The 19395-nt window shown below is 62.7% G+C and carries 17 protein-coding genes; 9 read left to right on the top strand and 8 right to left on the bottom strand.

Annotation, left to right across the window (positions count from 1 at the left end):
• The first annotated feature begins 1 nt into the window (after position 1).
• The 9 genes from STE01S_RS16720 to STE01S_RS19805 all read left to right on the top strand — a co-directional run bounded on the left by STE01S_RS16720 (position 2) and on the right by STE01S_RS19805 (position 8405).
• Positions 2–238 carry an EexN family lipoprotein gene (locus STE01S_RS16720; RefSeq protein WP_020486680.1) on the top strand — a complete coding sequence of 79 codons (237 nt, stop codon included), beginning with the start codon at positions 2–4 and terminating at the stop codon, positions 236–238.
• A gap of 53 nt (positions 239–291) precedes the next feature.
• Positions 292–1341 (top strand): TrbL/VirB6 family protein, encoded by a 1050-nt coding sequence (locus STE01S_RS16715; protein ID WP_017980857.1) that lies wholly within the window; start codon positions 292–294, stop codon positions 1339–1341.
• A gap of 443 nt (positions 1342–1784) precedes the next feature.
• Positions 1785–2462 (top strand): VirB8 family type IV secretion system protein, encoded by a 678-nt coding sequence (locus STE01S_RS16710; protein ID WP_017980856.1) that lies wholly within the window; start codon positions 1785–1787, stop codon positions 2460–2462.
• 1 nt (position 2463) lies between these two features.
• Complete coding sequence (locus STE01S_RS16705) at positions 2464–3471, top strand: TrbG/VirB9 family P-type conjugative transfer protein (RefSeq protein ID WP_017980855.1); 1008 nt, start codon at positions 2464–2466, stop codon at positions 3469–3471.
• 1 nt (position 3472) lies between these two features.
• Positions 3473–4762, top strand: a complete 1290-nt coding sequence (virB10, locus tag STE01S_RS16700; protein ID WP_017980854.1) for a type IV secretion system protein VirB10 — start codon at positions 3473–3475, stop codon at positions 4760–4762.
• A 3-nt stretch (positions 4763–4765) separates the two neighbouring features.
• Positions 4766–5776, top strand: coding sequence for a P-type DNA transfer ATPase VirB11 (gene virB11 / locus STE01S_RS16695; protein WP_024310571.1), 1011 nt, complete (start codon positions 4766–4768; stop codon positions 5774–5776).
• Between the two features lie 21 nt (positions 5777–5797).
• Positions 5798–7717 (top strand): type IV secretory system conjugative DNA transfer family protein, encoded by a 1920-nt coding sequence (locus tag STE01S_RS16690; RefSeq protein WP_017980852.1) that lies wholly within the window; start codon positions 5798–5800, stop codon positions 7715–7717.
• 125 nt (positions 7718–7842) lie between these two features.
• A complete protein-coding gene (locus tag STE01S_RS16685) occupies positions 7843–8112 on the top strand; it encodes a type II toxin-antitoxin system ParD family antitoxin (RefSeq protein ID WP_026151880.1) in 270 nt (89 codons plus the stop codon).
• A complete protein-coding gene (locus STE01S_RS19805) occupies positions 8109–8405 on the top strand; it encodes a type II toxin-antitoxin system RelE/ParE family toxin (protein WP_021233331.1) in 297 nt (98 codons plus the stop codon). Before STE01S_RS16685 ends, STE01S_RS19805 begins: the two co-directional genes overlap by 4 nt.
• A gap of 11 nt (positions 8406–8416) precedes the next feature.
• On the opposite strand, the gene STE01S_RS16675 is transcribed toward STE01S_RS19805, so the two are convergent.
• The 8 genes from STE01S_RS16675 to fghA all read right to left on the bottom strand — a co-directional run bounded on the left by STE01S_RS16675 (position 8417) and on the right by fghA (position 19312).
• A complete protein-coding gene (locus tag STE01S_RS16675) occupies positions 8417–8959 on the bottom strand; it encodes a PRC-barrel domain-containing protein (protein WP_021233330.1) in 543 nt (180 codons plus the stop codon).
• A gap of 91 nt (positions 8960–9050) precedes the next feature.
• Positions 9051–9872: a family 1 encapsulin nanocompartment shell protein gene (locus tag STE01S_RS16670; RefSeq protein WP_017980848.1), complete on the bottom strand. Its 822-nt coding sequence runs from the start codon at positions 9870–9872 to the stop codon at positions 9051–9053.
• On the bottom strand, positions 9865–10950 hold the full coding sequence (locus STE01S_RS16665; protein ID WP_026151879.1) for a Dyp-type peroxidase: 1086 nt from the start codon (positions 10948–10950) through the stop codon (positions 9865–9867). The genes STE01S_RS16670 and STE01S_RS16665 overlap by 8 nt, the downstream gene beginning before the upstream one ends.
• Before the next feature lie 144 nt (positions 10951–11094).
• Positions 11095–13749: an excinuclease ABC subunit UvrA gene (locus STE01S_RS20950; protein WP_017980846.1), complete on the bottom strand. Its 2655-nt coding sequence runs from the start codon at positions 13747–13749 to the stop codon at positions 11095–11097.
• Positions 13750–13771: 22 nt separating this feature from the next.
• On the bottom strand, positions 13772–15748 hold the full coding sequence (gene uvrB, locus STE01S_RS16655) for an excinuclease ABC subunit UvrB (protein ID WP_017980845.1): 1977 nt from the start codon (positions 15746–15748) through the stop codon (positions 13772–13774).
• 62 nt (positions 15749–15810) lie between these two features.
• Positions 15811–17133, bottom strand: a complete 1323-nt coding sequence (locus tag STE01S_RS16650) for a DUF3422 family protein (RefSeq protein ID WP_021233328.1) — start codon at positions 17131–17133, stop codon at positions 15811–15813.
• Positions 17130–18485, bottom strand: coding sequence for an NAD(P)/FAD-dependent oxidoreductase (locus tag STE01S_RS16645; protein ID WP_017980843.1), 1356 nt, complete (start codon positions 18483–18485; stop codon positions 17130–17132). Before STE01S_RS16645 ends, STE01S_RS16650 begins: the two co-directional genes overlap by 4 nt.
• Entirely contained in the window at positions 18482–19312 is an 831-nt protein-coding gene (fghA, locus tag STE01S_RS16640; RefSeq protein WP_017980842.1) for an S-formylglutathione hydrolase, read from the bottom strand. The genes STE01S_RS16645 and fghA overlap by 4 nt, the downstream gene beginning before the upstream one ends.
• Positions 19313–19395 lie beyond the last annotated feature (83 nt).

Below are 19395 nucleotides of genomic sequence, written 5' to 3'. Positions count from 1 at the left end.
CATGCGAAAGCTGCTCGTCTTGTGCTTCGCCCTGGCCGCTGCCGGCTGTCAACAACAACCCCCTGCGGTCCCGACAACGGACGAGCTGATAAAGAATCCGCAGCTTCTCGCGGAATGGAAAACGAAATGTGACAGCGGGGAATACAGCAATCTCCCTGCCGATCAGAAGGATAATCTTTGTTTCACGACGCGAGAAGCGCGGCGCTCGATCGCCATGCAAAAGATCAACTCGAAATGATCCAGCCACTTTGAACAAGGTATAAACCGATGGCAGGAAGTTCGCCCAATCTCATGGTCCTTTTCACGACCATGTATGGCTATGTAGAAAGCGCAATTACATCGGCCGTGGCGAGCTTCGGGTCCGGTCTTGTCAGCTTCGTGGCTGCGCCACTCGGCGTCGCCGCGACAATCTACTTCCTGCTTCTGGGTTTCGCGGTTCTTCGCGGCGCAATCCAGGCCCCCTTGCGCGAGCTGGTATTCCAAGCCGGCAAGGTCGGCTTCGCGATAGCAGCAGCCAGCGCCGTCGGCTACTCGGCGCTCGTCGTGAACGTCGCCACGCAGCTCCCGTCCGACATCATTTCGGCGGGATCGGGAACGCCTGTCACTAACCCCGGCACCACTTTCGATACCTACGTCTCCGATACCGGCAAATTGGCGTCGCGGATGGAACAGGCGAACGCGACCATCCAGCAGATGCCTTCACAGGGAATCACCGATTTCCGCACGCCGCTGATCCAGTTGCAGTCCGCGCTTGTGACCTATGGTTGCATCGGCGTCCTCTATGTGTTCGCCTTCCTGTCGGCCGCCGTCGGGTTCTGCATCGTCATCTTCGCGAAGCTGGCTGTGTCGATCTGCGTTGCGCTCGCGCCGCTCGCGCTCGCCTGCCTCTTATTCAACTCCTCGCGCTGGCTCTTTGATGGCTGGCTCAAACAGACCGCGAATTACATCCTCCTGATGGTCGTCATGGCGATCATGACGAAGTTCATCACCGGCCTTCAGGAAGCCTCCATGGACGGCATCATGGGGTCGATCGGCGATGCGTCCAACTTTGTCCAGATGGAGGATACCTACGCGGTCCTCAACACCGACCTGATGATTGTGGCGACCGTCGCGTGCTGCGCGATTTACATCGTCGGCACGATCTTCTTCTTCCAAGCGCCTTCGATCGCTTCGGGCATCGCGGGCGGAGCGTCCTCGGGTGGCCATGGCTTCCTGCAAACCGGCATGAACATGGCGGCCAATCGCCTGATGTTCCGACGCTTGGCCGCGAACACGCCCCGCGCTGGTGGAGCCCCCGCGACTGGCGGCTCCGTCGCTCGATCTGCTTCCGGGGGCGGCTGACCGCTCTCCACTCATGAACCTTGGGAACATCGCGGAAAAGACGGACGGAGATTCTATGAAAAGGCTGACTATCGTGGCGTTAGGTGCCCTCGCACTTAGCGGATGCACCGGGACTCACATCAAGCCCGCTCCGGTATGCGACGGCAAGCATCGCCGCCCCGCCAATCTCTACGGCACGATTCTGCCGACACTCCCTGTCCCGCTGCCCGCATCGCAAGGTGGAGGCGGACAGTCCATGGTGGCTCCACCGGCAGCCTCGCCCGCACCTGATGTCCCCGGCCCGGCGCCGCTGCCGGCGCCGCCAGCATCAGCCCCCGACGCCGGCCAGGAACCCGCCACGCCTCCGAAGCGAGGCGCCATGAACACTCTACCGTCAGCGCCGGGGACGTCCCAGCGGGCCGTTGCGCTGTCCTACCTCCCCTGCTGACGAAGGGATCGACGCCATGGCTACGGTGAAGGCAGAAGATAAGGAAAAATACCTCGAAAGCGCGAGGACGTGGGAATACGACCGAATGCGCGCGGCGATCCAGTCCCGGCGCGTGGCGTGGACCGTCGCGGGAGGGGCATGTGCGCTCGCGGTCGCGTCTGTGGCGGCTGTCGTCATGCTCACACCTCTCAAGACCGTACAGCCCTATGTGATCCGGGTTGATAAGACCTCGGGCGAGGCAGAGATCGTGACGGCCCTCAAGGGGCCTCAGCCCCGCACCTACGACGATGCGGTCAATCGCTATTTCATTTCGCAATATGTGCGGCTGCGCGAGGGCTGGTTGAACGATGCAGCTCGTGAGAACGCCTATACGGTGATGCTAATGAGCGACCAGGCTGAAGGCGGCCGTTATCTCAACGGCGTTCAATCTGGCAACAGCAATGCCCCGTCGAACATCTACGGCGACAAAGGCTTCGTCTCGATCGCAATCCGCACGATCAGCTTCCTGAGCCCGACCGTGGCGCAAGTCCGCTACACGAAGATCATCACGATGGGGCAGAACACGCCGGTCGCGCAGAACTGGAACGCGATCATGACCTTCAAGTTCACCACGGCCCCCGAGCATGAGAAGGATCGCAACCTGAATCCTCTCGGCTTCCAGGTCGTGAATTATCGCTCTGACCCGGAGGCGTGACATGACCGAACAGCCGAAGACCATGGACGGCGCCGATCGCGTCGTGATCCCCTTCCTCCCCGCGCTCCGCAAGAAGCTGGGCGAGCGCCTCTCGCCTCCGGCAAGCAAGCTGGTGGTGACGGATAGCGGCGCCAAAAGCCGTTTCTGGCGTGGTGTCGGGGCGGTGTGGCACCGGCTCGTCGTCTTCTCGGTCGTTGGGGCCGTGGCCGTCACGCTCGCTCCGCATCCGGCTATCGCATCCGAGACGCCCGTTCCTGGCCCAAAGGATGCGCGGGTCCGCAACGTCAACTACGATCCCGATCAGGTCGTGACGATCGTGGGCAGTTTTCGCCATGCGATCGAAATCCAGTTCGGCCCCAATGAAACCGTGACGCAGGCGGCGTTGGGCGACACGATCTCATGGCAAATCGCGCCCGTCGGCAACATCGTGTTCCTCAAGCCGCGCGAGAAGGCTGGCGGAACCAACCTGATCGTCGTCACCAACGTCAACGGCGCGCCGCGCACCTATCATTTCAATCTCACTCTCGGCGCCGGCGAGGCAATGTATGGCATCCGGTTCCATTACCCGCGCGAGGAGCGAGCTATGGCGACGCTTCAGACCCAGCTCGCCGAGGTACAGGCCGCGCGCGCGGTCGAAAACAACATCACCACAGCCGCGCTCGATCATGCCGTGATCGAAGGAACGCGAAACATGAATTACACGGTGCAGGGCGACTCCTCGCTCCAGCCCACCGAGATCTCCGACAATGGCGAGTTCACGGTGCTGCGCTACCCAGGCCACGCCGACATACCTTCAATTTTTGCCGTTGACGTGGACGGGACCGAGACGATCGTTCCCTACGACGTGCGCGAGGATTTTGTCGTGATCCATGCGGTCTATCGGCAGCTTCGGCTCCGTCGCGGCAACGTGGTGCTGTGCATCTACAATGAAGCGCCCCCTCGCAACGATCGCGGCGATCGGACGGGGACCGTCTCCAACATCGTCGAACGTAAAGTGAAGGGGCAGTAAGATGGCCGATAACCTCATTGACCGCGGCGGCGAAGTCGGCGCCGATACCGTCCCCCCCAGCGAGCAGAGCAGCCCCATTGCGCGCAGCGGCGGTTGGGGAAATATCGCTTTCCTCGGCGCCGGCCTCGCACTGATCGGCACCATGGGCGGCATTGCGATCGGCTATGGTGCATTCCACCATTCCGGCTCCGCAAAGCCCGCCGAGCAGCCGGCAAAAGCCAGCGATCGGGCCGTGGCCGATGTGATGGGATCACCGAACGCGCAGCGCGCGCAGCTCGCCGGCCAGCTCGGCCAACCCAATGCCCCGCAAACCGATATGTTCGGCCGCCCGATCGCGGCGACGCCTAACCAGGCTACCGATGCGAACGGGAATCCGGCGCCGGTGTCGGCGAATGGTCAGGAGACGCCAGAGCAGAAGCGAGCCGAACAGGCACGCTCGATGGCGGATGCTGCGCGCCGATCGCCGATCATGGCGTTCGGCAGCACGGGTATCGCATCCGCCGGATCACCGGGGACAAGCCTCGTCTCGGCCGAGCAACCGCAAGGGAATGGCCAGCCTCAAGGCGATGGGCAGGGCCAAGGGCAAGGCCAGCCAGGCGGCCCGCGCAACTTCGGGGCCAGCGGCTTCGGGCAGAATGATGATGCCGGCCCGTCGGGTAAGGGATCGACCGATTTCAGCGATCAGCTCAACCATGCGGCGATCCAGACAGTACGGGCGAGCGTGATCCCCGATCGGAGCCTTCTGTTGAGCGCTGGCACGGTCATACCCTGCACTCTGCAGACGGCCATCAACTCGACGCAGGCGGGCTTCGTGAACTGCGTCATCAATCATGACGTCTATTCGGAAAATGGTCGCATCGTCCTGCTCGACAAAGGGACGAAGGTGCTGGGGCAATATTCGGGCGGCATCACACAGGGGCAGGCTCGCTTGTTCGTCCTATGGACGCGCGCACTCACGCCGCGCGGTGTGGCGATCGACTTGGGATCGCCTGCGGCTGATAGCCTTGGCCGCGCCGGCCTGCCGGGAGGCGTCGATACGCAGTTTTGGGCGCGCTTCGGCATGGGGCTTGTGATCTCGGTGCTGGAAGATGCGTCGAACATCGCCAGTCGCGCCGTCGCCGGCGAAGGCACCTACTCGACACAGGTTCCGGGCAATACTGCACAGACGGTCCTCAACCAAACCATGCAGATCAAGCCGATCCTGAAGAAGAATCAGGGCGATACGGCTGCAATCTTCGTCGCCAAGGATTTCGATTTCCGGTCCGTCTATGACGTGCGACTGAGGCGCTGATTTGTGGCGTCGTCGATATACCAGCACAATGCGGCGCCGATAGAGCGTCACCTAGCCCGCGAGGACGTGACGGAGCTGGTCATCAATGAGCCGGGCCTGATCGGCTTGGAGACGCGCAACGGTTGGGAATGGCATAAGGAGCCGGCATTGGACAATGCGGCCCTCATGACGCTCGCGAAGCTCATCGCAGGTCTGACCAAACAGGATGTCACCGCCGAATATCCGATCGTCTCCTCGGTTCTTCCGGGAGGCGAGCGCGCGCAGGTCGTCGTCCCCCCTGCCGTGGAGCGGGGCTTCGTCTCGATCACGATCCGGAAAGCGTCGGGCGTCTCTATGGACATCGACGATTTCGACCGCGCCGGGCTTTTCAGTGAGGTCCGCGCTCATGGCCTGCATGAAGAGGTCGACTCCGCGCTGATGCGATTTCGCGAGGCCGGCGACTGGAAGGGCTTCTTCCGGCTCGCGGTCGAATCCCGCAAAAATATCCTGATCTCCGGCGCCACGGGTTCCGGCAAGACGAGCTTCTCCAAGGGCCTGATTAGGCTCATTCCCGATTACGAGCGCATCCTGACGATCGAAGACACCCGCGAGCTGGTGGTGCCACAGCGCAACCACGTCCACATGATGTATTCTAAGGACGGAAAGGGCCTTCAAAAAGCTGGCGCAAAGGAATTGCTGGAATCGGCGTTGCGTATGCGACCCGATCGCATCCTGCTCCAAGAGCTACGCGACGGCACCGCCTTCTTCTATCTGCGCAACGTCAATAGCGGCCATCCAGGCTCGATAACCACGGTCCATGCCAATACGGCCGAAGGTGCGCTGGAACAGCTTACGCTGCTGGTCAAGGAATCGGAAGGCGGCAACGATCTCGATCGGCACGACATCCGCGCCCTGTTGCGCTCGCTGGTTGATATCGTCGTGCAGATGCACCGCCTTCCCCCAGGTGACGGGAAGCCGGCGCGCTATCGTATGACGGAAGTGTGGTTCGATCCTGCGGGCAAGCCTCGCGATTAGATTCGAGCGGAGGATCGCATTATGAGCGGCAAAATGGTTCGCAACCAAGGGGCGTCCGAGCCGGCCGCCATCGCGTTCCTCGTCATCATAGGCTTGATGATAAGCGCCGCGATCGGCGCCGTGGTGGTCCTTTGGAAGGCGCATCTCCTCTCGGCGCACACGCCCTGGGCGCGCGTTCCGGGTGCATTATGGTCGATGCGCCACTTGCCGATCGTGTGGAAGCCGTTTCTCGCCGGTTTCTTCATCGCCTTCGCGGTCTGCCTGATCGGTATCGTGTCGTCGCTTTTCACGGGCCAGAAGCTCCACGGCGAAGCCCGCTGGGCGCGGATCGGCGAGGTCCGCAAGGCCAAGCTCTTGGAGGATGCCGGCATTCTCCTCGGCCGCATCAATGGCAAGTTCATGCGCTTTGGGGGAACCGAGCATGTCTTGCTCGAAGCACCCACCCGCGCCGGCAAGGGCGTCGGCGTCGTGATCCCGAACCTTCTCCAATGGCCGGATTCGGTTGTCGTCCTCGATGTGAAGCAAGAGAATTGGGCGGCGACAGCAGGCTTTCGGATGACGAACCTTCGCCAGCAAACACTCTTGTTCAACCCGCTCGATGCCCACGGTCGCACATGCCGCTACAACCCGCTCGCGTACATCAACCGACGCGATCAGGTCGAAGTCGTCAACGAGCTGCAAAAAATCAGCGTCATGCTTTTTCCCCTGCCCCTGCAGGGCGAGACGTTTTGGGCGGAAAGCGCAAGGACGGCGTTTCTCGGTGTCGCGGCCTATGTCGCCGCCACGGTGGATGATGGCGACGATGCGCTCCCCTTCACCATCGGCGAAATCTACCGCCAATTCGCCGCCGGCGATGCACAAAAGCGATTTCCCAAAATCATCTCGCAGCGCGAGCGGGAGGGCAAACCGCTATCAGGGGCGTGCGTGTCGGCGCTGCGGGATTGGATCATGGCCTCGGCCAATACCTTCACGTCAACCCGCCAGTCCGTCACCGCCAAGATCAATCTGTGGCTGAACCCCTATGTCGATGCGGCAACGGCTGTCAGCGATTTCGATCTGCGCGAGTTCCGCGACAAGCGGATCTCGCTCTATCTCGGCGTCTCGCCGGATGATCTGGATCGCGTGGCACCGATCTATGGCCTGCTTTTCCAGCAGCTCATTGACCTCAATGTCCGCGAGCTGCCCTCGGGCAACAAGCACCAGGTTCGCTTGCTGCTCTTGCTCGACGAGTTCTCGCGCCTCGGCCGCGCGTCGGTGATCGCCAATGGCTTCAGCTATGTCGCCGGCTATGGCATTCGCCTCCTCCCCGTCATCCAGAGCGGAGCGCAGCTCGAGAACGTCTATGGGCCGAAAGTCGCCACGGAGATTGAATCCAACTGCGGCGTCCAAATGGTCATGCGCCCCGCGACCAACGATGATGCGAAGGATATTTCCGAACGGCTTGGCACTTATACGTTTCGCGCCAAGTCGCGCTCCTTCGGCATGTGGGGCCGTGGGGGCGGCTCGGTATCGGAATCCGATCAGCGCCGGCCCCTGATGCTTCCTCAAGAGCTGATGCAGCTCCCCGAAAAGGACATGATCGTCCTGCGCCTCGGCATCCCGCCCGTCTATGGCAAGAAAATCCGCTATTATACGGAGAAGGCCATGGTCGCGCTGACCAAGATCCCCGCACCGCAAATGCCGAACATTCGACCCGATCCCACCGCACCGATAAACAGCCTGCGGGTGATCGCCGCGGCCGAGGCGGATGATAATGGCGCCCTTGGCTCGGCCCCGCCTGCTCATGGTCCTGGGCCGCAATCCGGAGGCGGAGGCACGGCCCCGACCCACCATCGCTTGAACCAAGCCGCGATCGCCGCCGCCATGGCCGCGCCTGCCGGGGAACGCACCAGCAAGCTTTTCCAACATATTGTCATGGTAGGCGAGCCAAAGGTCGCTTAGCGTTATGTGATCTTACCCTCGTCGGTGCGGTGACGCGAAGGCGGATCGGCTGCACAAGAGAGGCAGGCGCCTTGAAACCGATGGCAGTTTTTGCCATAATGGTAGTGAGGTGATTTATGGCTTCGATGAACGTCTCCCTTCCGGACCCTATGCGGGATTACGTCCAGCGCCGCATCGACAGCGGGCATTATGCCAGCGTGAGTGATTATGTTCGCGATCTCATTCGGCGCGATCAGGGCGAGACGCAGGATGTCGAACGGTGGCTGCATGATCTTGACGCCTCGATCGAACGCGGCCTTGCCGATGCCGAGGCGGGGCGCACCCACGACCTCGACGACGCCTGCGATGCTATCATCGACAGGATTCGGACACGGGCAAGCGCTCAGCCGCAATGAAAGTCATCCTGACGCCGGATGCGCTGGCCGACCTCGATCACATCGCCGAGCATATCGAAAAGGACAATCCCGCGAGAGCCATCAGCTTTGTTGAGGAATTGCGTGAGGCGGCCCGTCGCCTTGCCGATCTGCCCCAAGGCTATCCTCTGGTGCCTCGCTATGAGCGCTACGGTATCCGTCGCCGTTCCTATCGCCGCTATGGCATCCTCTACCGGCCAGAAGCCCACCGTATCCTGATCCTGCGCTTTCTTGGCCCCGGTCAAGATCATGATCGCGCGCTCCAATTGGTGTGAGCGATCGCTTGCTAGGGATTGATCGGAGCGAAGGCGGGCCAGTCACGACTTTTGAGGCCGGGCTGTGACAGGAAGCTCGGGCCGTCCAGCAACAGCGTCATGCGCGTGTAGCCGATCCTGAGGGATTCGAGCGGCACCGCTCGCAATGTCTCTTCAAGACCGGCATATCGCTCGTCCGAGATCACCACATAGTTTATCCTGCCGGTCGAACATTCGATAAGGGCCTCGACAACCCGGCCCAGATTCATCCCGCTCTTGTCATCAACCGCCATGCCGATCAGGCCGGTCGCGGTGAACAGGTTCGGCGTATCGGATCTTTGGCTGGCTGTTTCGGCCGATCGGCCGCCATCCTCATATTTGGTCTGCTGCCCCAACCATCGCCAGATACCAACTAGGTTCGTCAGCATCAGGAATCCATTGGTGGCAACCAAGGCTGTCTGTCCTGTGGCGTAGCCCAATGTGGTCCAGCAAACCGAGCTGATGCTGAACACCACGAAGCCCCAGCCCGTCACGCGCGCGCCCAGGTTGGAAGCCGTCATCATCGCCGCGATCATCGTCGCGATCGTGGCGATCCAACCGACGAGACTTATCATTGTCCCACCCCTCGCTGCGGCCCGCGTGCGGGCGGCGCAACCGGCAACGCCTTCACGCCGGCTGCGCCGACGCTTCCGTTGTCGGGAGCGAAACAGCCGCCTCGCTCGTCAACAGCCGGAAGGTGAAGCTCTCTTGCAGGTACAGCTCGACCGCCTCGGCGGTGTGGCTGAGATAGCCGATCGACAAATCCTGTCCGAGATCGAGTTCGAAATCGCCGCCCCGCGTTGTCAGGACGACGCCGCCCATGATGCCCGGCGCCCAGATGATATCGCCGTCCACCAGACGATTGATGTGCTGGAGCACCGGATAGCCCTCCTCGCTGCCGCCGCTGATCGCGGTGAACGGATCATCGCCCAGCACCAGTCGATAAGGCCCCTCGACCCCGGCAAGGCGCAACCGATCGACGGCTTGGGCGACGATGGCGGGATATCCGGCGACGGCCGTGGGCAGCGGCACCGGCTCGTTGCTCGCGCCGGGACGGATGCCGCCGATATCGGCAGCGGCATAGCCATCAAAGATCGCGCGATTTTCGGCAAAGGCGATCGTGCGGGCGGCTTCCTTGAGCGGTTGCCAGTCCGAATCCTCGGAGCCGCGCTCCACATCGTCGATCGCCGCGCGGGTCAGCGTGAAGGGCACGCGCAGTTCGACCACGGCGTTGACCGCACGCCGCACGGCTTGGACGCCATCGCTGGGCGCATCGATCGGCTTGGTGTGGCCCGTTCCCACGGCCGCGAGCGTGGCCCCCTTCGGTTCCGGCACGTCCACGACGCGGCGCGCGGCCAGATAGCGCTTGAGAGTTCGGGTCGCTTCTTGGTCGATTTGCGCCCAAGCGGCGTCGGAGATGGGGGCGAGTTCGCGATGGAGGTTATTCATGTCCTGCCTCATCTTTGAGTGATCCAATGCGCAGCGATCCATCCGATGCTGACGAGGGCTCCGGTGCCGGCGCCGTGGATGCGGGCGCCTCGGCTACCGCCTCATCGCCATCGGCCGTGGCTGGCTCCGGCGTTACCTCGTCCAGAAAATCAGCCGACGGCACGAAATAAAGCGAGCCGGTCACGGCCCGGCTAACATCGAGCAAGCGATCGTAATTGCCGGGTGGCAAACCGATGAACATATTGTCGAGCATCCGCTCGATGCGGGTCGGCGAGCGGGCGTAACCGATGAAATAGGTGCCGAACTCGCCCTTACCAACATCGCCGAACGGCATGTTATCGCGCAGGATCTGGAGTTGCTCGCCGTCCTCCTCGATGTTGGTGAGCACGTTATGCGCGAAGCTCGGCTTGGCCGCCTCGTCCAGCTCGATGTCCGACAGCTTCTCGCGCCCTACGATCTTCTCCTGCTGCTCCACGGGAATCGCGTTCCACTTGTCGAGGTCGTGGAGGTATTTCTGGACGATCACATAGCTGCCGCCAGCGAAGACCGGATCGTCCGCCGCCCCGATCACCGTGGCATCTCTGGCTCCCTGCTCGACGGGGTTTTCCGTCCCGTCGACAAATCCCAGCAGGTCGCGATCGTCGAAGTAGCGGAAGCCATGCACCTCGTCCGTCACCGAGGCGAAGCCGGCGAGACGCTTCACGATCTGCGCCGCCATCTCGAAACACAAATCCTGACGCGCGGCGCGAATGTGAAACAGCAGGTCGCCGGGCGTCGAAGGCGCATGATGGACGCCGCGGATTTCCCGGAACGGATGCAGTTCCTTCGGCCGCGGCGCTCCGAATAGCCGGTCCCAAGCATCGGAGCCGATCCCCATGATGCAGGAAAGTCCGCCGTCTGCCGCCCGGAAGCCCACGCCACGAACCAGCGACGACAGGATGGCGCAAAGACCCCGCACCCCCGCTTCCGGCTTCTCCCCGGCGCCCATCGAGACGACCAGAAAGATCGCAGCGCGGGTAAGCCGGGCATCGACGGCCTGGGAACGAGCGGTAACATCTTGAGAGACGGTAGAAGGCACGTTCAACTCCCTGAATGGTCGGGCAGGACCATCGCTATCACATCCCAGCAAGACATGGCCGGTGCTCGATCATCGGGATCGCCACACCCCAATCGACAAGACTCACCATAGTCCCACTCCCCCCTGTCGCCGGCGTCCAAGCGGCTAAAGCGCCGCCTTTAGATAAGGCGCGGTCAGGCTGCCTTGCGCTTCGGCAACATCGTGAGGGACGCCGCTCGCGATGATCCGGCCACCATCTTCGCCAGCGCCAGGCCCCAGATCGATCACCCAATCCACCTGTGAAATAGCTCGCATGTCATGCTCGACGACGACGACCGTATTGCCGACATCGACAAGGCCCTGCAGGTGCCGCATCAGCCGATCAGCGTCGGAAGGGTGAAGCCCCGAAGTCGGCTCGTCGAGGATGTAGATGGTGTTGCCACGCTGGGCGCGTTGCAGCTCGGTCGCGAGCTTGATGCGCTGGGCCTCGCCGCCCGACAGTTCCGTCGCCGGCTGTCCAAGCCTCAGATAGCCGAGGCCAATCTCCCGCAGCACATCGAGCGAGCGCATGACGGACGGTTCGCTCGCGAAGAAGTCGCACGCCTCGTCCACCGTCAGCTCAAGCACCTGGGCGATGTTGCGGCCGTTCCATTCGACTTCGAGCGTCTGCGGATTGTAGCGGCTGCCATGGCAGGTCGAGCAGGGCGCATAGACGCTGGGCAGGAACAACAGCTCCACCATGACGAAGCCCTCACCCTCGCACACCGGGCAGCGGCCCTGTGCGACGTTGAAGGAGAACCTGCCCGGGCTGTAGTGGCGCCGGCGCGCCAGTGGGGTGTTCGCGAAGATCTTGCGCACATGATCGAACAGGCCGCTGTAGGTGGAGAGGTTCGAGCGTGGAGTGCGGCCGATCGGCTTCTGATCGACCCGCACCAGCCTGCGCACATGCTCCATGCCCGCAACGATGCGGCCTTCGGTCTCTTCCCGCGCAACATCGAGCAGCGGATCGGTATCCTCCTCCTCGGCAGCCGGCGTGCCGCCGAGTTGTTCCGTCACAAGCTCCGGAAGTGCCTGGCTGACAAGACTGGACTTGCCCGATCCTGAAACCCCGGTGACGGCGGTGAAGCAGCCAATCGGTAGCGCGACGTCGAGCCCGTGAAGATTGTTGCGGGTCACACCTTCAAGACGGAGCCATGCTTTTGCTTCGCGCGGGGTCCGGTCATGGGCGTCAGGTTCTGCGAACAGATAGCGACGGGTGATCGACGCCTCGACGCCGGCAAGCCCTGCGATCGGGCCGCTGTAGAGCACTTCGCCGCCCTTTTCGCCGGCACCTGGCCCCACATCGACCAGCCATTCGGCATGGCGGATCACGTCAAGATCATGCTCGACAACGAACAGCGAGTTGCCCGCCGCCTTCAGCCGCTCAAGGATGGTCAGCAACGCTTCGCCGTCTGCCGGGTGCAGCCCCGCCGATGGCTCGTCCAGCACATAGACCACGCCGAAAAGCTGTGACGACAATTGAGTGGCAAGGCGCAGGCGTTGCAGCTCGCCGGAGGAAAGCGTCGGCGTGCTGCGGTCGAGCGAGATGTAGCCAAGGCCAAGGTCGATCAGCGGGCCTAGCCGTTCGAGCAGCTCGGATGCGAGACGCTGCGCGGCGACCCGCTTCTCATCGGAAAGATTGGGCGTGCGGCGCACGTCAGGCGCTGCCTTGTGTGCCGAGCCTCCCGCCGCGACCCTACGTTCAACCGCCGCATCGCGGGCCGCCTTGCCGAGAACATGGCCCTTCAGGGTCGTCGAGGCGCTACCATACTCGCCATGGGCGACGGGCGTGAGCAAGTCCCGGAGCTTCAGCACCGTCAGGTCGCCAAACTCGGCGATGTCCAGGCCGGCAAACTTCACCGACAGGGCCTCGCGCTTCAGGCGCTTGCCGTCGCAGGTCGGGCAATCGCGGCCGATGATATATTGCGAGACACGCTTCTTCATCAGCGCGCTTTTGGTGTTGGCGAAGGTCTCCAGCACGTAGCGACGGGCGCCGGTGAAGGTGCCCTGATAGCTCGGCTCCATACGACGCTTGAGGGCAACGCGCGTCTGTTCGGGCGTCAGACCCGCATAGACCGGCACCGTCGGCGTCTCGTCGGTGAAGAGTATCCAGTCACGATCCTTCTTCGGAAGATCGCGCCATGGCGTGTCGACATCATAGCCGAGCGACACAAGGATATCGCGCAGGTTCTGGCCGTGCCACGCCGGCGGCCATGCCGCGATCGCCCGATCGCGAATGGTGAGACTGTCGTCGGGCACCATCGTCTCTTCGGTCGCGTCATAGACGCGCCCGATGCCGTGGCAGGTCGGGCAGGCCCCGGCCACGGTGTTGGGGGAGAAGTCCTCCGCATAGAGCATCGGCTGATTGCGCGGATATTCTCCGACGCGCGAATAGAGCATCCGCACCAGGCTGGAGAGCGTCGTCACGCTGCCAACCGAAGACCGCGCATTGGCCGAGCCGCGCTGCTGCTGCAACGCGACCGCGGGCGGCAACCCGTCGATGGCGTCAACCTCCGGCACGCCGGCCTGATCGATCAGGCGGCGGGCGTAGGGCGCGACCGATTCCAGATAGCGGCGCTGTGCCTCGGCATAGAGGGTGCCGAAGGCGAGGCTCGACTTGCCCGATCCCGATATGCCGGTGAACACCACGAAGGCATCGCGCGGAACGTCCACATCAACATTCTTGAGGTTGTTCTGCCGCGCGCCGCGCACTTGTACGAAGCCGGATCGCGGCGCGCGTTCCTTGCCGGGGGTGGTTTGAGGCTCCTGATCCTTGCTCATTCGGTCACTTTCACCCGGCGCGTCACAGATAAATGAACTGACGGTAGAGGCCGTCCAGCTCGCCCCGGATCGTCTCGGCCCGATCCTCTTGGCCGTGATCCACCGCCGCGAGCAGCGCCTGTTCCTTCTCCGTGATCCGGTCGCAAAGCTCGTACAGGTTCTCGCAGAAGGCTTCCGAATGGACCGACGGCTCTTGCCCGTAGGGCTGCGCCGACGCCAGGCCGCGAACCGACGAGAGCGGTGTGACGTCGTTCTCCTCGTTGAAGGCGATCTGGCGCTGTCGCCGGCTCTCGGTCTCATCGATCGCGGCCCGCATCGCCGGCGTCACCATATCGGCGTAGAGGACAGCGGTGCCGTTCACATTGCGCGCGACGCGGCCGATCATCTGGATCAGCGCCTGGGCCGAGCGCAGGAAGCCCGCGCGGTCTGCATCGAAGATCGCAATCAGCGACGCTTCTGGGATGTCGAGCCCTTCGCGCAGCAAACTGATCCCGATCAGCACGTCGAACTCGCCCACGCGCAGGCCCTCGATGATCGCGACCCTATCCTCGACCTTGATGTCAGAGTGCATGTAACGCGCGCGAATGCCTTCGCTTTCGAGGAAAGCGTGCAGCTCCTCGGTCGCAACCTTGGTCAGCGTCGTAACCAGCACGCGCTCATCGCGCTGCGTGCGCTGCGCGATCTCGCGTAGCAAATCGTCACGCGCGCCTTGGGACGGGCGGACTTCCACCTTCGGATCGAGCAGGCCGGTCGGCCGCACGATCTGTTCAACCACCCTGCCTTGCGAGGCCTTTACCTCATAAGCGCCGGGGGTGGCGGACACGAAGATCGTCTGCGGCTTGACCTGTTCGAACTCGTGGAAGCTCAGGGGGTGGCTGTCCTTCGAAGACGGCAGGCGGAAGCCATAATCGATCAGCGTATCCTTGCGGGCCTGGTCGCCCCGGAACATCGCCGAGATCTGTGGGATCATCACATGCGATTCGTCGACGAACAGCAGCCCGTCCTTGGGCAGATAGTCGAGCAGGGTTATGGGCGGGAGCGCAGGGTCACGACCGCTCAGATAGCAGGCGTAATTTTCCATGCCCGAGCAATATCCGACCTCGCGCAACATCTCGGCATCGTTGGTGATGCGATCATAGAGGCGCGCCGCTTCCGTCAGGCGGTTTTCGCTGGTCAGCCGTTCGACCTGCGTTTCCAACTCTTCGAGGATCGCCGTGGCGGCCTTGCGGGCCTGATCTGCGGTCGCCGCCAGAACAGTCTTGGGCGAGACAAGATAGTGATCGGCGCTTTCCATCGGCTTGCCGGTCGCCGCATCGAACCATTGGAGCGACGCGATCACGCCGTTTGCCAAACCGACGCGCAGCGCCTTATATTCCGAATCCGCCGGGTAAATCTCAACAGCGTCGCCATCAGCGCGATAAGTGCCGCGCTTCAGCTTATGCTCGGCCCGATCATATTGCAGGCGCGCCAGGCTGCGGAAAAGCTCTTCCTGTCCCAACCGCGCGCCCTCGGTCAGCGGAACCTGGAGCGCGCGATAATTGTCGGGATCGCCCATGCCGTAGATCGACGATACCGAGGCGACGACGATCGTATCGCGGCGCTCGATCAGCGATTTTGTCGTCGACAGGCGCAACCGTTCCAGATGCTCGTTGATCGAGGAATCCTTCGGAATGAACTCATCGCGGCCCGGCAGATACACTTCCGGTTGGAAATAGTCGTAATAGGAGACGAAATACTCCACGGCGTTTTCAGGGAAAAATCGCCGCATCTCGTCATAGAGCTGCGATGTCAGCGTCTTGTTGGGGGCAAGGATCAAGGTGGGGCGCTTCAGACGATGGATGATGTTCGCCATCGTGAAGGTCTTGCCCGAGCCCGTGATGCCCTTGAGGGTCTGGTGATGTGCCCCCTCTTCGACGCCGGCGATCAGGCGCGCGATCGCTTCGGGCTGATCGCCTGCCGGCGTGTATTGCGAGTGCAGTATGAAAACATCGGTCGACACTGGAAATCCTCCTGCCGGTTTCGCCCCCGGCGCGCGCTAGACGCACGGAGGCGATAAAGGGATCATATCTGCTTTTTTGCGGGCGGCGGTCCATGGTCGCTGTGCGCGTTCCTGATCTGTCGAACGGTCCACCAGACACCAAGGACGGCAAGGGGAACCAGAGCGGCGATCACCAGCTCGGGCGCCACCATGTCGTGAATCCCCGGTATGCCCTTGATGAGATAGGAGAGCAGGCCGATCACATAATAGGAGATCGCCGCGACAGACAGGCCTTCCACGGTCTGTTGAAGCTGCAATTGCAGCTTCGCCCGATTGTCCATCGAGGCCAGCAGATCGCTGTTCTGGCGTTCGAGTTGCACATCGATCCACGACCGCAGCAGCGTGGTCGCGCGCGCCAGCTTGTCGGAGAGATTGGCTTGCCGTTCCTCGATCACGCGACAGGTCCGCATGGCGGGCGCGATCCTGCGATGGAGGAAGTTGCGCCAGCGATAGCAGCCCGGGACGAAGGTTTCGCCGAGCGCTGCAAGCCGCTCCTCGACGATTTCATAATAGGCACGGCTCGCACCGAAGCGGTAGAGGCTGGACGCCGTGTCCGCCTCCAGCTCGGCCGAAAGGTCGGTCAGCCGGGAAAGTAGCCCCTCGCTGTCGCGGCGTGCAGATTTGCGCATCTCGTTGGTGATGGCGGCAAGGCGCTTCTCTATGCTGCGCAGATGCGGCCCCAGCGATTGGGTCAGTGGGATGCCGAGCAGGGCCAGCGTCCGATAGGTCTCGATTTCGAGGAGCCGCTGTGCCAGCGCGCCAAGCCGGATCGGCGTCAAACCGCGATCGAGGATGAGGATGCGGGTTAGCCCATCGGCGTCCTGACGGAAATCGGTGACGATATCGGCCATGCCATCCTCGACGAGCGAATGACACCGGCTGATCGGGTCGAAGCGATCGATATAGGTCGCGGTCTCTTCGGTCCACGTAACAACGTCCAGGCGGACGCCGCAAATGACCGGCCCGGGCGGCGTAAAGCCGTGCTTGAACGGATCTTCACCCGCCAGCTCCCCGGTGCCCGGATCGAGGGGCGCACTCCACAAGTAGGTCGAGAACTCGGTGTGCTTCTCACAGTGCAATTTACCCTGATCCCAGGTCAGGCCATGAAGAGGTGTGTCCTGATCCGGCAGCGGGGCGCCCATCCGGCTCGATATTTCCGCGAGGGTCGCCTTGTCCTTCGTCAGATTGCCCTCGTTCATGAAGGCGAGCTGCACCAGGGCACGCGGCGCATCTATCAGCAAATAAGGGCGCGCATGAACCTCGTCGATGGCAACCCGCCTATTCTCATAGGTGGGCATTCCATAGACAGTTGAACCGCTGTTCTCGGCGCTGCCCTCTTCACTCAATCGCCTTCCCTCCCCTTGTCATGGTCCTGCCCGGCATCGTGCTGAGCGAGATCGCTGTAAGTAATCAGACGCGAGCCACGATATCCTATGCCGTGGGTCCACATCCAGCTTAGTGCAACACTCATCCGATTTTGCGTCCCGATCAGGAAGTAGATGTGGATCAGTTTCCACATCCACCACGCCAGAACACCGCGCAATTTGAACCCGCCCATATCGACGACCGCAAGGCTGCGGCCGATCGTCGCCAGATTGCCTTGATGCCGGTAACGGAACGGTTCCGAAGCATTCTGCCCCTTAAAGCGCTGGCGGATCAGCCGGGCCACATATTGTCCGGCCTGCTTTGCAGCCGGCGCGAGACCGGGCACCGGCTTGCCGTCATACCCGTTCGAGGCTGCGGTATCGCCGATCACGAAAATGTCGGGGTGTCCTGGCACTGTCAGGTCCGGCCCGACGACCACGCGGCCCGCGCGATCGGCTTCAGCGTTCAGCCAGCGCGCGGCGGGCGAGGCCTGAACGCCTGCTGCCCACAAAATCGTTTCAGCGGGAATAGGCACACCGTCGACCACGACCCCATGCTCGGAACATTCCGTGACCGGCTTGCCGAGCTTGATTTCGACACCGAGCTTTTCAAGCGCCTGAGCGGTATAGGCCGACAGATCTTCCGGGAAGACCTGCAGGAGCCGCTGCCCGGCTTCGACCAGCACCACCCGCGTCGCGCGCGGATCGATCGACCGGAAATCGCGCACCAGTGTCAGACGGGCAAGCTCCGCGATCGTGCCGGCCAGTTCGACGCCGGTAGGCCCGCCGCCGATGATAACGAAGGTCTGCAAGGCCGCACGGCGCGCGGGATCGCTCTCGCGCTCGGCTTCTTCGAACGCGACGAGAAGGCGCCGGCGAATGGTGGTCGCATCTTCGAGCGATTTGAGGCCCGGAGCATAAGGCTCCCATTGGTCATGCCCGAAATAGGAATGCCGCGCGCCCGTCGCGATGACGAGTGTGTCATAGCCAAGCGTCGAGCCGTCTTCGAGAACGACGCGCCGGTTGCCCGTGTCCACGCCTTCGACCTCACCGAGCAGAGTCCGAACGTCCTTGCGCTTGGCGAAGAGCGAGCGGATCGGCCAGGCGATCTCCGATGGCGACAGCGACGCGCCCGCGACCTGATAGAGCAGCGGCTGAAAAAGATGGTGGTTGCGGCGATCGACAAGGGTGATGTCAACGCCGCTCCCCGCGAGCCGCTGGACGGTTTCGAGGCCGCCGAAGCCCGCGCCCACGACCACCACGCGATGGCGACCGGAGGCGGGGTCATTGCTGGACGCGATTTCGCGCATGGCCGAGGATGCCGCCGCGCTCATTGGAACAGCGCCTTGGCATGATGGCCGATATGCTCGCCGATGAAGCTAGCGATGAAATAATAGCTGTGATCGTAGCCGGGTCGCAGGTTGAGGATCAGCGGGTGCCCCGCAGCCTCGCAGGCCGCCTTCAGCAGATCCGGGCGCAGCTCGCGATCCAGAAACTCATCATCCATGCCCTGATCGACGAGCAACGGCAGGCGCTCGCTGGCGGACTTGATGAGTTCGATGGTGTCGTAATGCTTCCACCCGGCGCGATCGTCTCCGAGATAGGCCGTCAGAGCGCGCTCGCCCCAAGGCACCTGGCTCGGCGCGACGATCGGCGAAAAGGCCGATACGCTGCGATAGCGCCCCGGATTGCGCAGAGCGGCAACGAGTGCGCCGTGCCCGCCCATCGAATGACCGGCAATCGCCCGGCGATCATCGGCCGGAAATGTGGCTTCGATCAGCGCCGGCAATTCCTCGACGACATAATCGTACATGCGGTAGTGGGCAGCCCAAGGTTCCTCAGTCGCGTTGACGTAGAAGCCGGCGCCCTGTCCCAGATCATAGCTGGGATCGTCGGCCACGCCTTCGCCTCGCGGGCTCGTGTCCGGCGCGACGAGGATGATCCCGTGCTCGGCAGCGAAACGCTGCGCGACAGCCTTCGTAATGAAATTCTGTTCGGTGCAAGTCAGGCCGGACAGCCAATACAGCACCGGCACGCGACCGTCCTTCACCTGGGGAGGCAGATAGACGCCGACCTTCATCGGGCAACCCAGGCTGATCGAGTCATGCTGATAGACGTCCTGCCAACCGCCGAAGCTGGCGTGATGTTCGACACGTTCCATTTTTGTTTCCTTGCTTCGACGGTTGGTGGACGGTGTGGTGATAGGCGCCCTTTTCCTGGCTGTGGTGCGGGGGGAAGCGCCGG

This window comes from Sphingopyxis terrae subsp. terrae NBRC 15098, from assembly GCF_001598815.1.
Classification (GTDB): domain Bacteria; phylum Pseudomonadota; class Alphaproteobacteria; order Sphingomonadales; family Sphingomonadaceae; genus Sphingopyxis; species Sphingopyxis terrae.
The sequence above is the reverse complement of the archived record's forward strand: the minus strand, read 5'-3'. Positions and strand labels throughout refer to the sequence as shown.

What these genes read in the sequence shown, in the direction of transcription:
- STE01S_RS16685 (WP_026151880.1), top strand. Translation starts at nt 7,843, where the DNA reads ATGAACGTCTCCCTTCCGGACCCTATGCGGGATTACGTCCAGCGCCGC.
- STE01S_RS16645 (WP_017980843.1), bottom strand. Translation starts at nt 18,485, where the DNA reads ATGAGCGCGGCGGCATCCTCGGCCATGCGCGAAATCGCGTCCAGCAAT.
- STE01S_RS16705 (WP_017980855.1), top strand. Translation starts at nt 2,464, where the DNA reads ATGACCGAACAGCCGAAGACCATGGACGGCGCCGATCGCGTCGTGATC.
- STE01S_RS16715 (WP_017980857.1), top strand. Translation starts at nt 292, where the DNA reads ATGGTCCTTTTCACGACCATGTATGGCTATGTAGAAAGCGCAATTACA.
- STE01S_RS16710 (WP_017980856.1), top strand. Translation starts at nt 1,785, where the DNA reads ATGGCTACGGTGAAGGCAGAAGATAAGGAAAAATACCTCGAAAGCGCG.
- virB10 (WP_017980854.1), top strand. Translation starts at nt 3,473, where the DNA reads ATGGCCGATAACCTCATTGACCGCGGCGGCGAAGTCGGCGCCGATACC.
- STE01S_RS19805 (WP_021233331.1), top strand. Translation starts at nt 8,109, where the DNA reads ATGAAAGTCATCCTGACGCCGGATGCGCTGGCCGACCTCGATCACATC.
- STE01S_RS16675 (WP_021233330.1), bottom strand. Translation starts at nt 8,959, where the DNA reads ATGATCGCGGCGATGATGACGGCTTCCAACCTGGGCGCGCGCGTGACG.
- STE01S_RS16670 (WP_017980848.1), bottom strand. Translation starts at nt 9,872, where the DNA reads ATGAATAACCTCCATCGCGAACTCGCCCCCATCTCCGACGCCGCTTGG.
- STE01S_RS16690 (WP_017980852.1), top strand. Translation starts at nt 5,798, where the DNA reads ATGAGCGGCAAAATGGTTCGCAACCAAGGGGCGTCCGAGCCGGCCGCC.
- STE01S_RS20950 (WP_017980846.1), bottom strand. Translation starts at nt 13,749, where the DNA reads ATGAGCAAGGATCAGGAGCCTCAAACCACCCCCGGCAAGGAACGCGCG.
- fghA (WP_017980842.1), bottom strand. Translation starts at nt 19,312, where the DNA reads ATGGAACGTGTCGAACATCACGCCAGCTTCGGCGGTTGGCAGGACGTC.
- STE01S_RS16720 (WP_020486680.1), top strand. Translation starts at nt 2, where the DNA reads ATGCGAAAGCTGCTCGTCTTGTGCTTCGCCCTGGCCGCTGCCGGCTGT.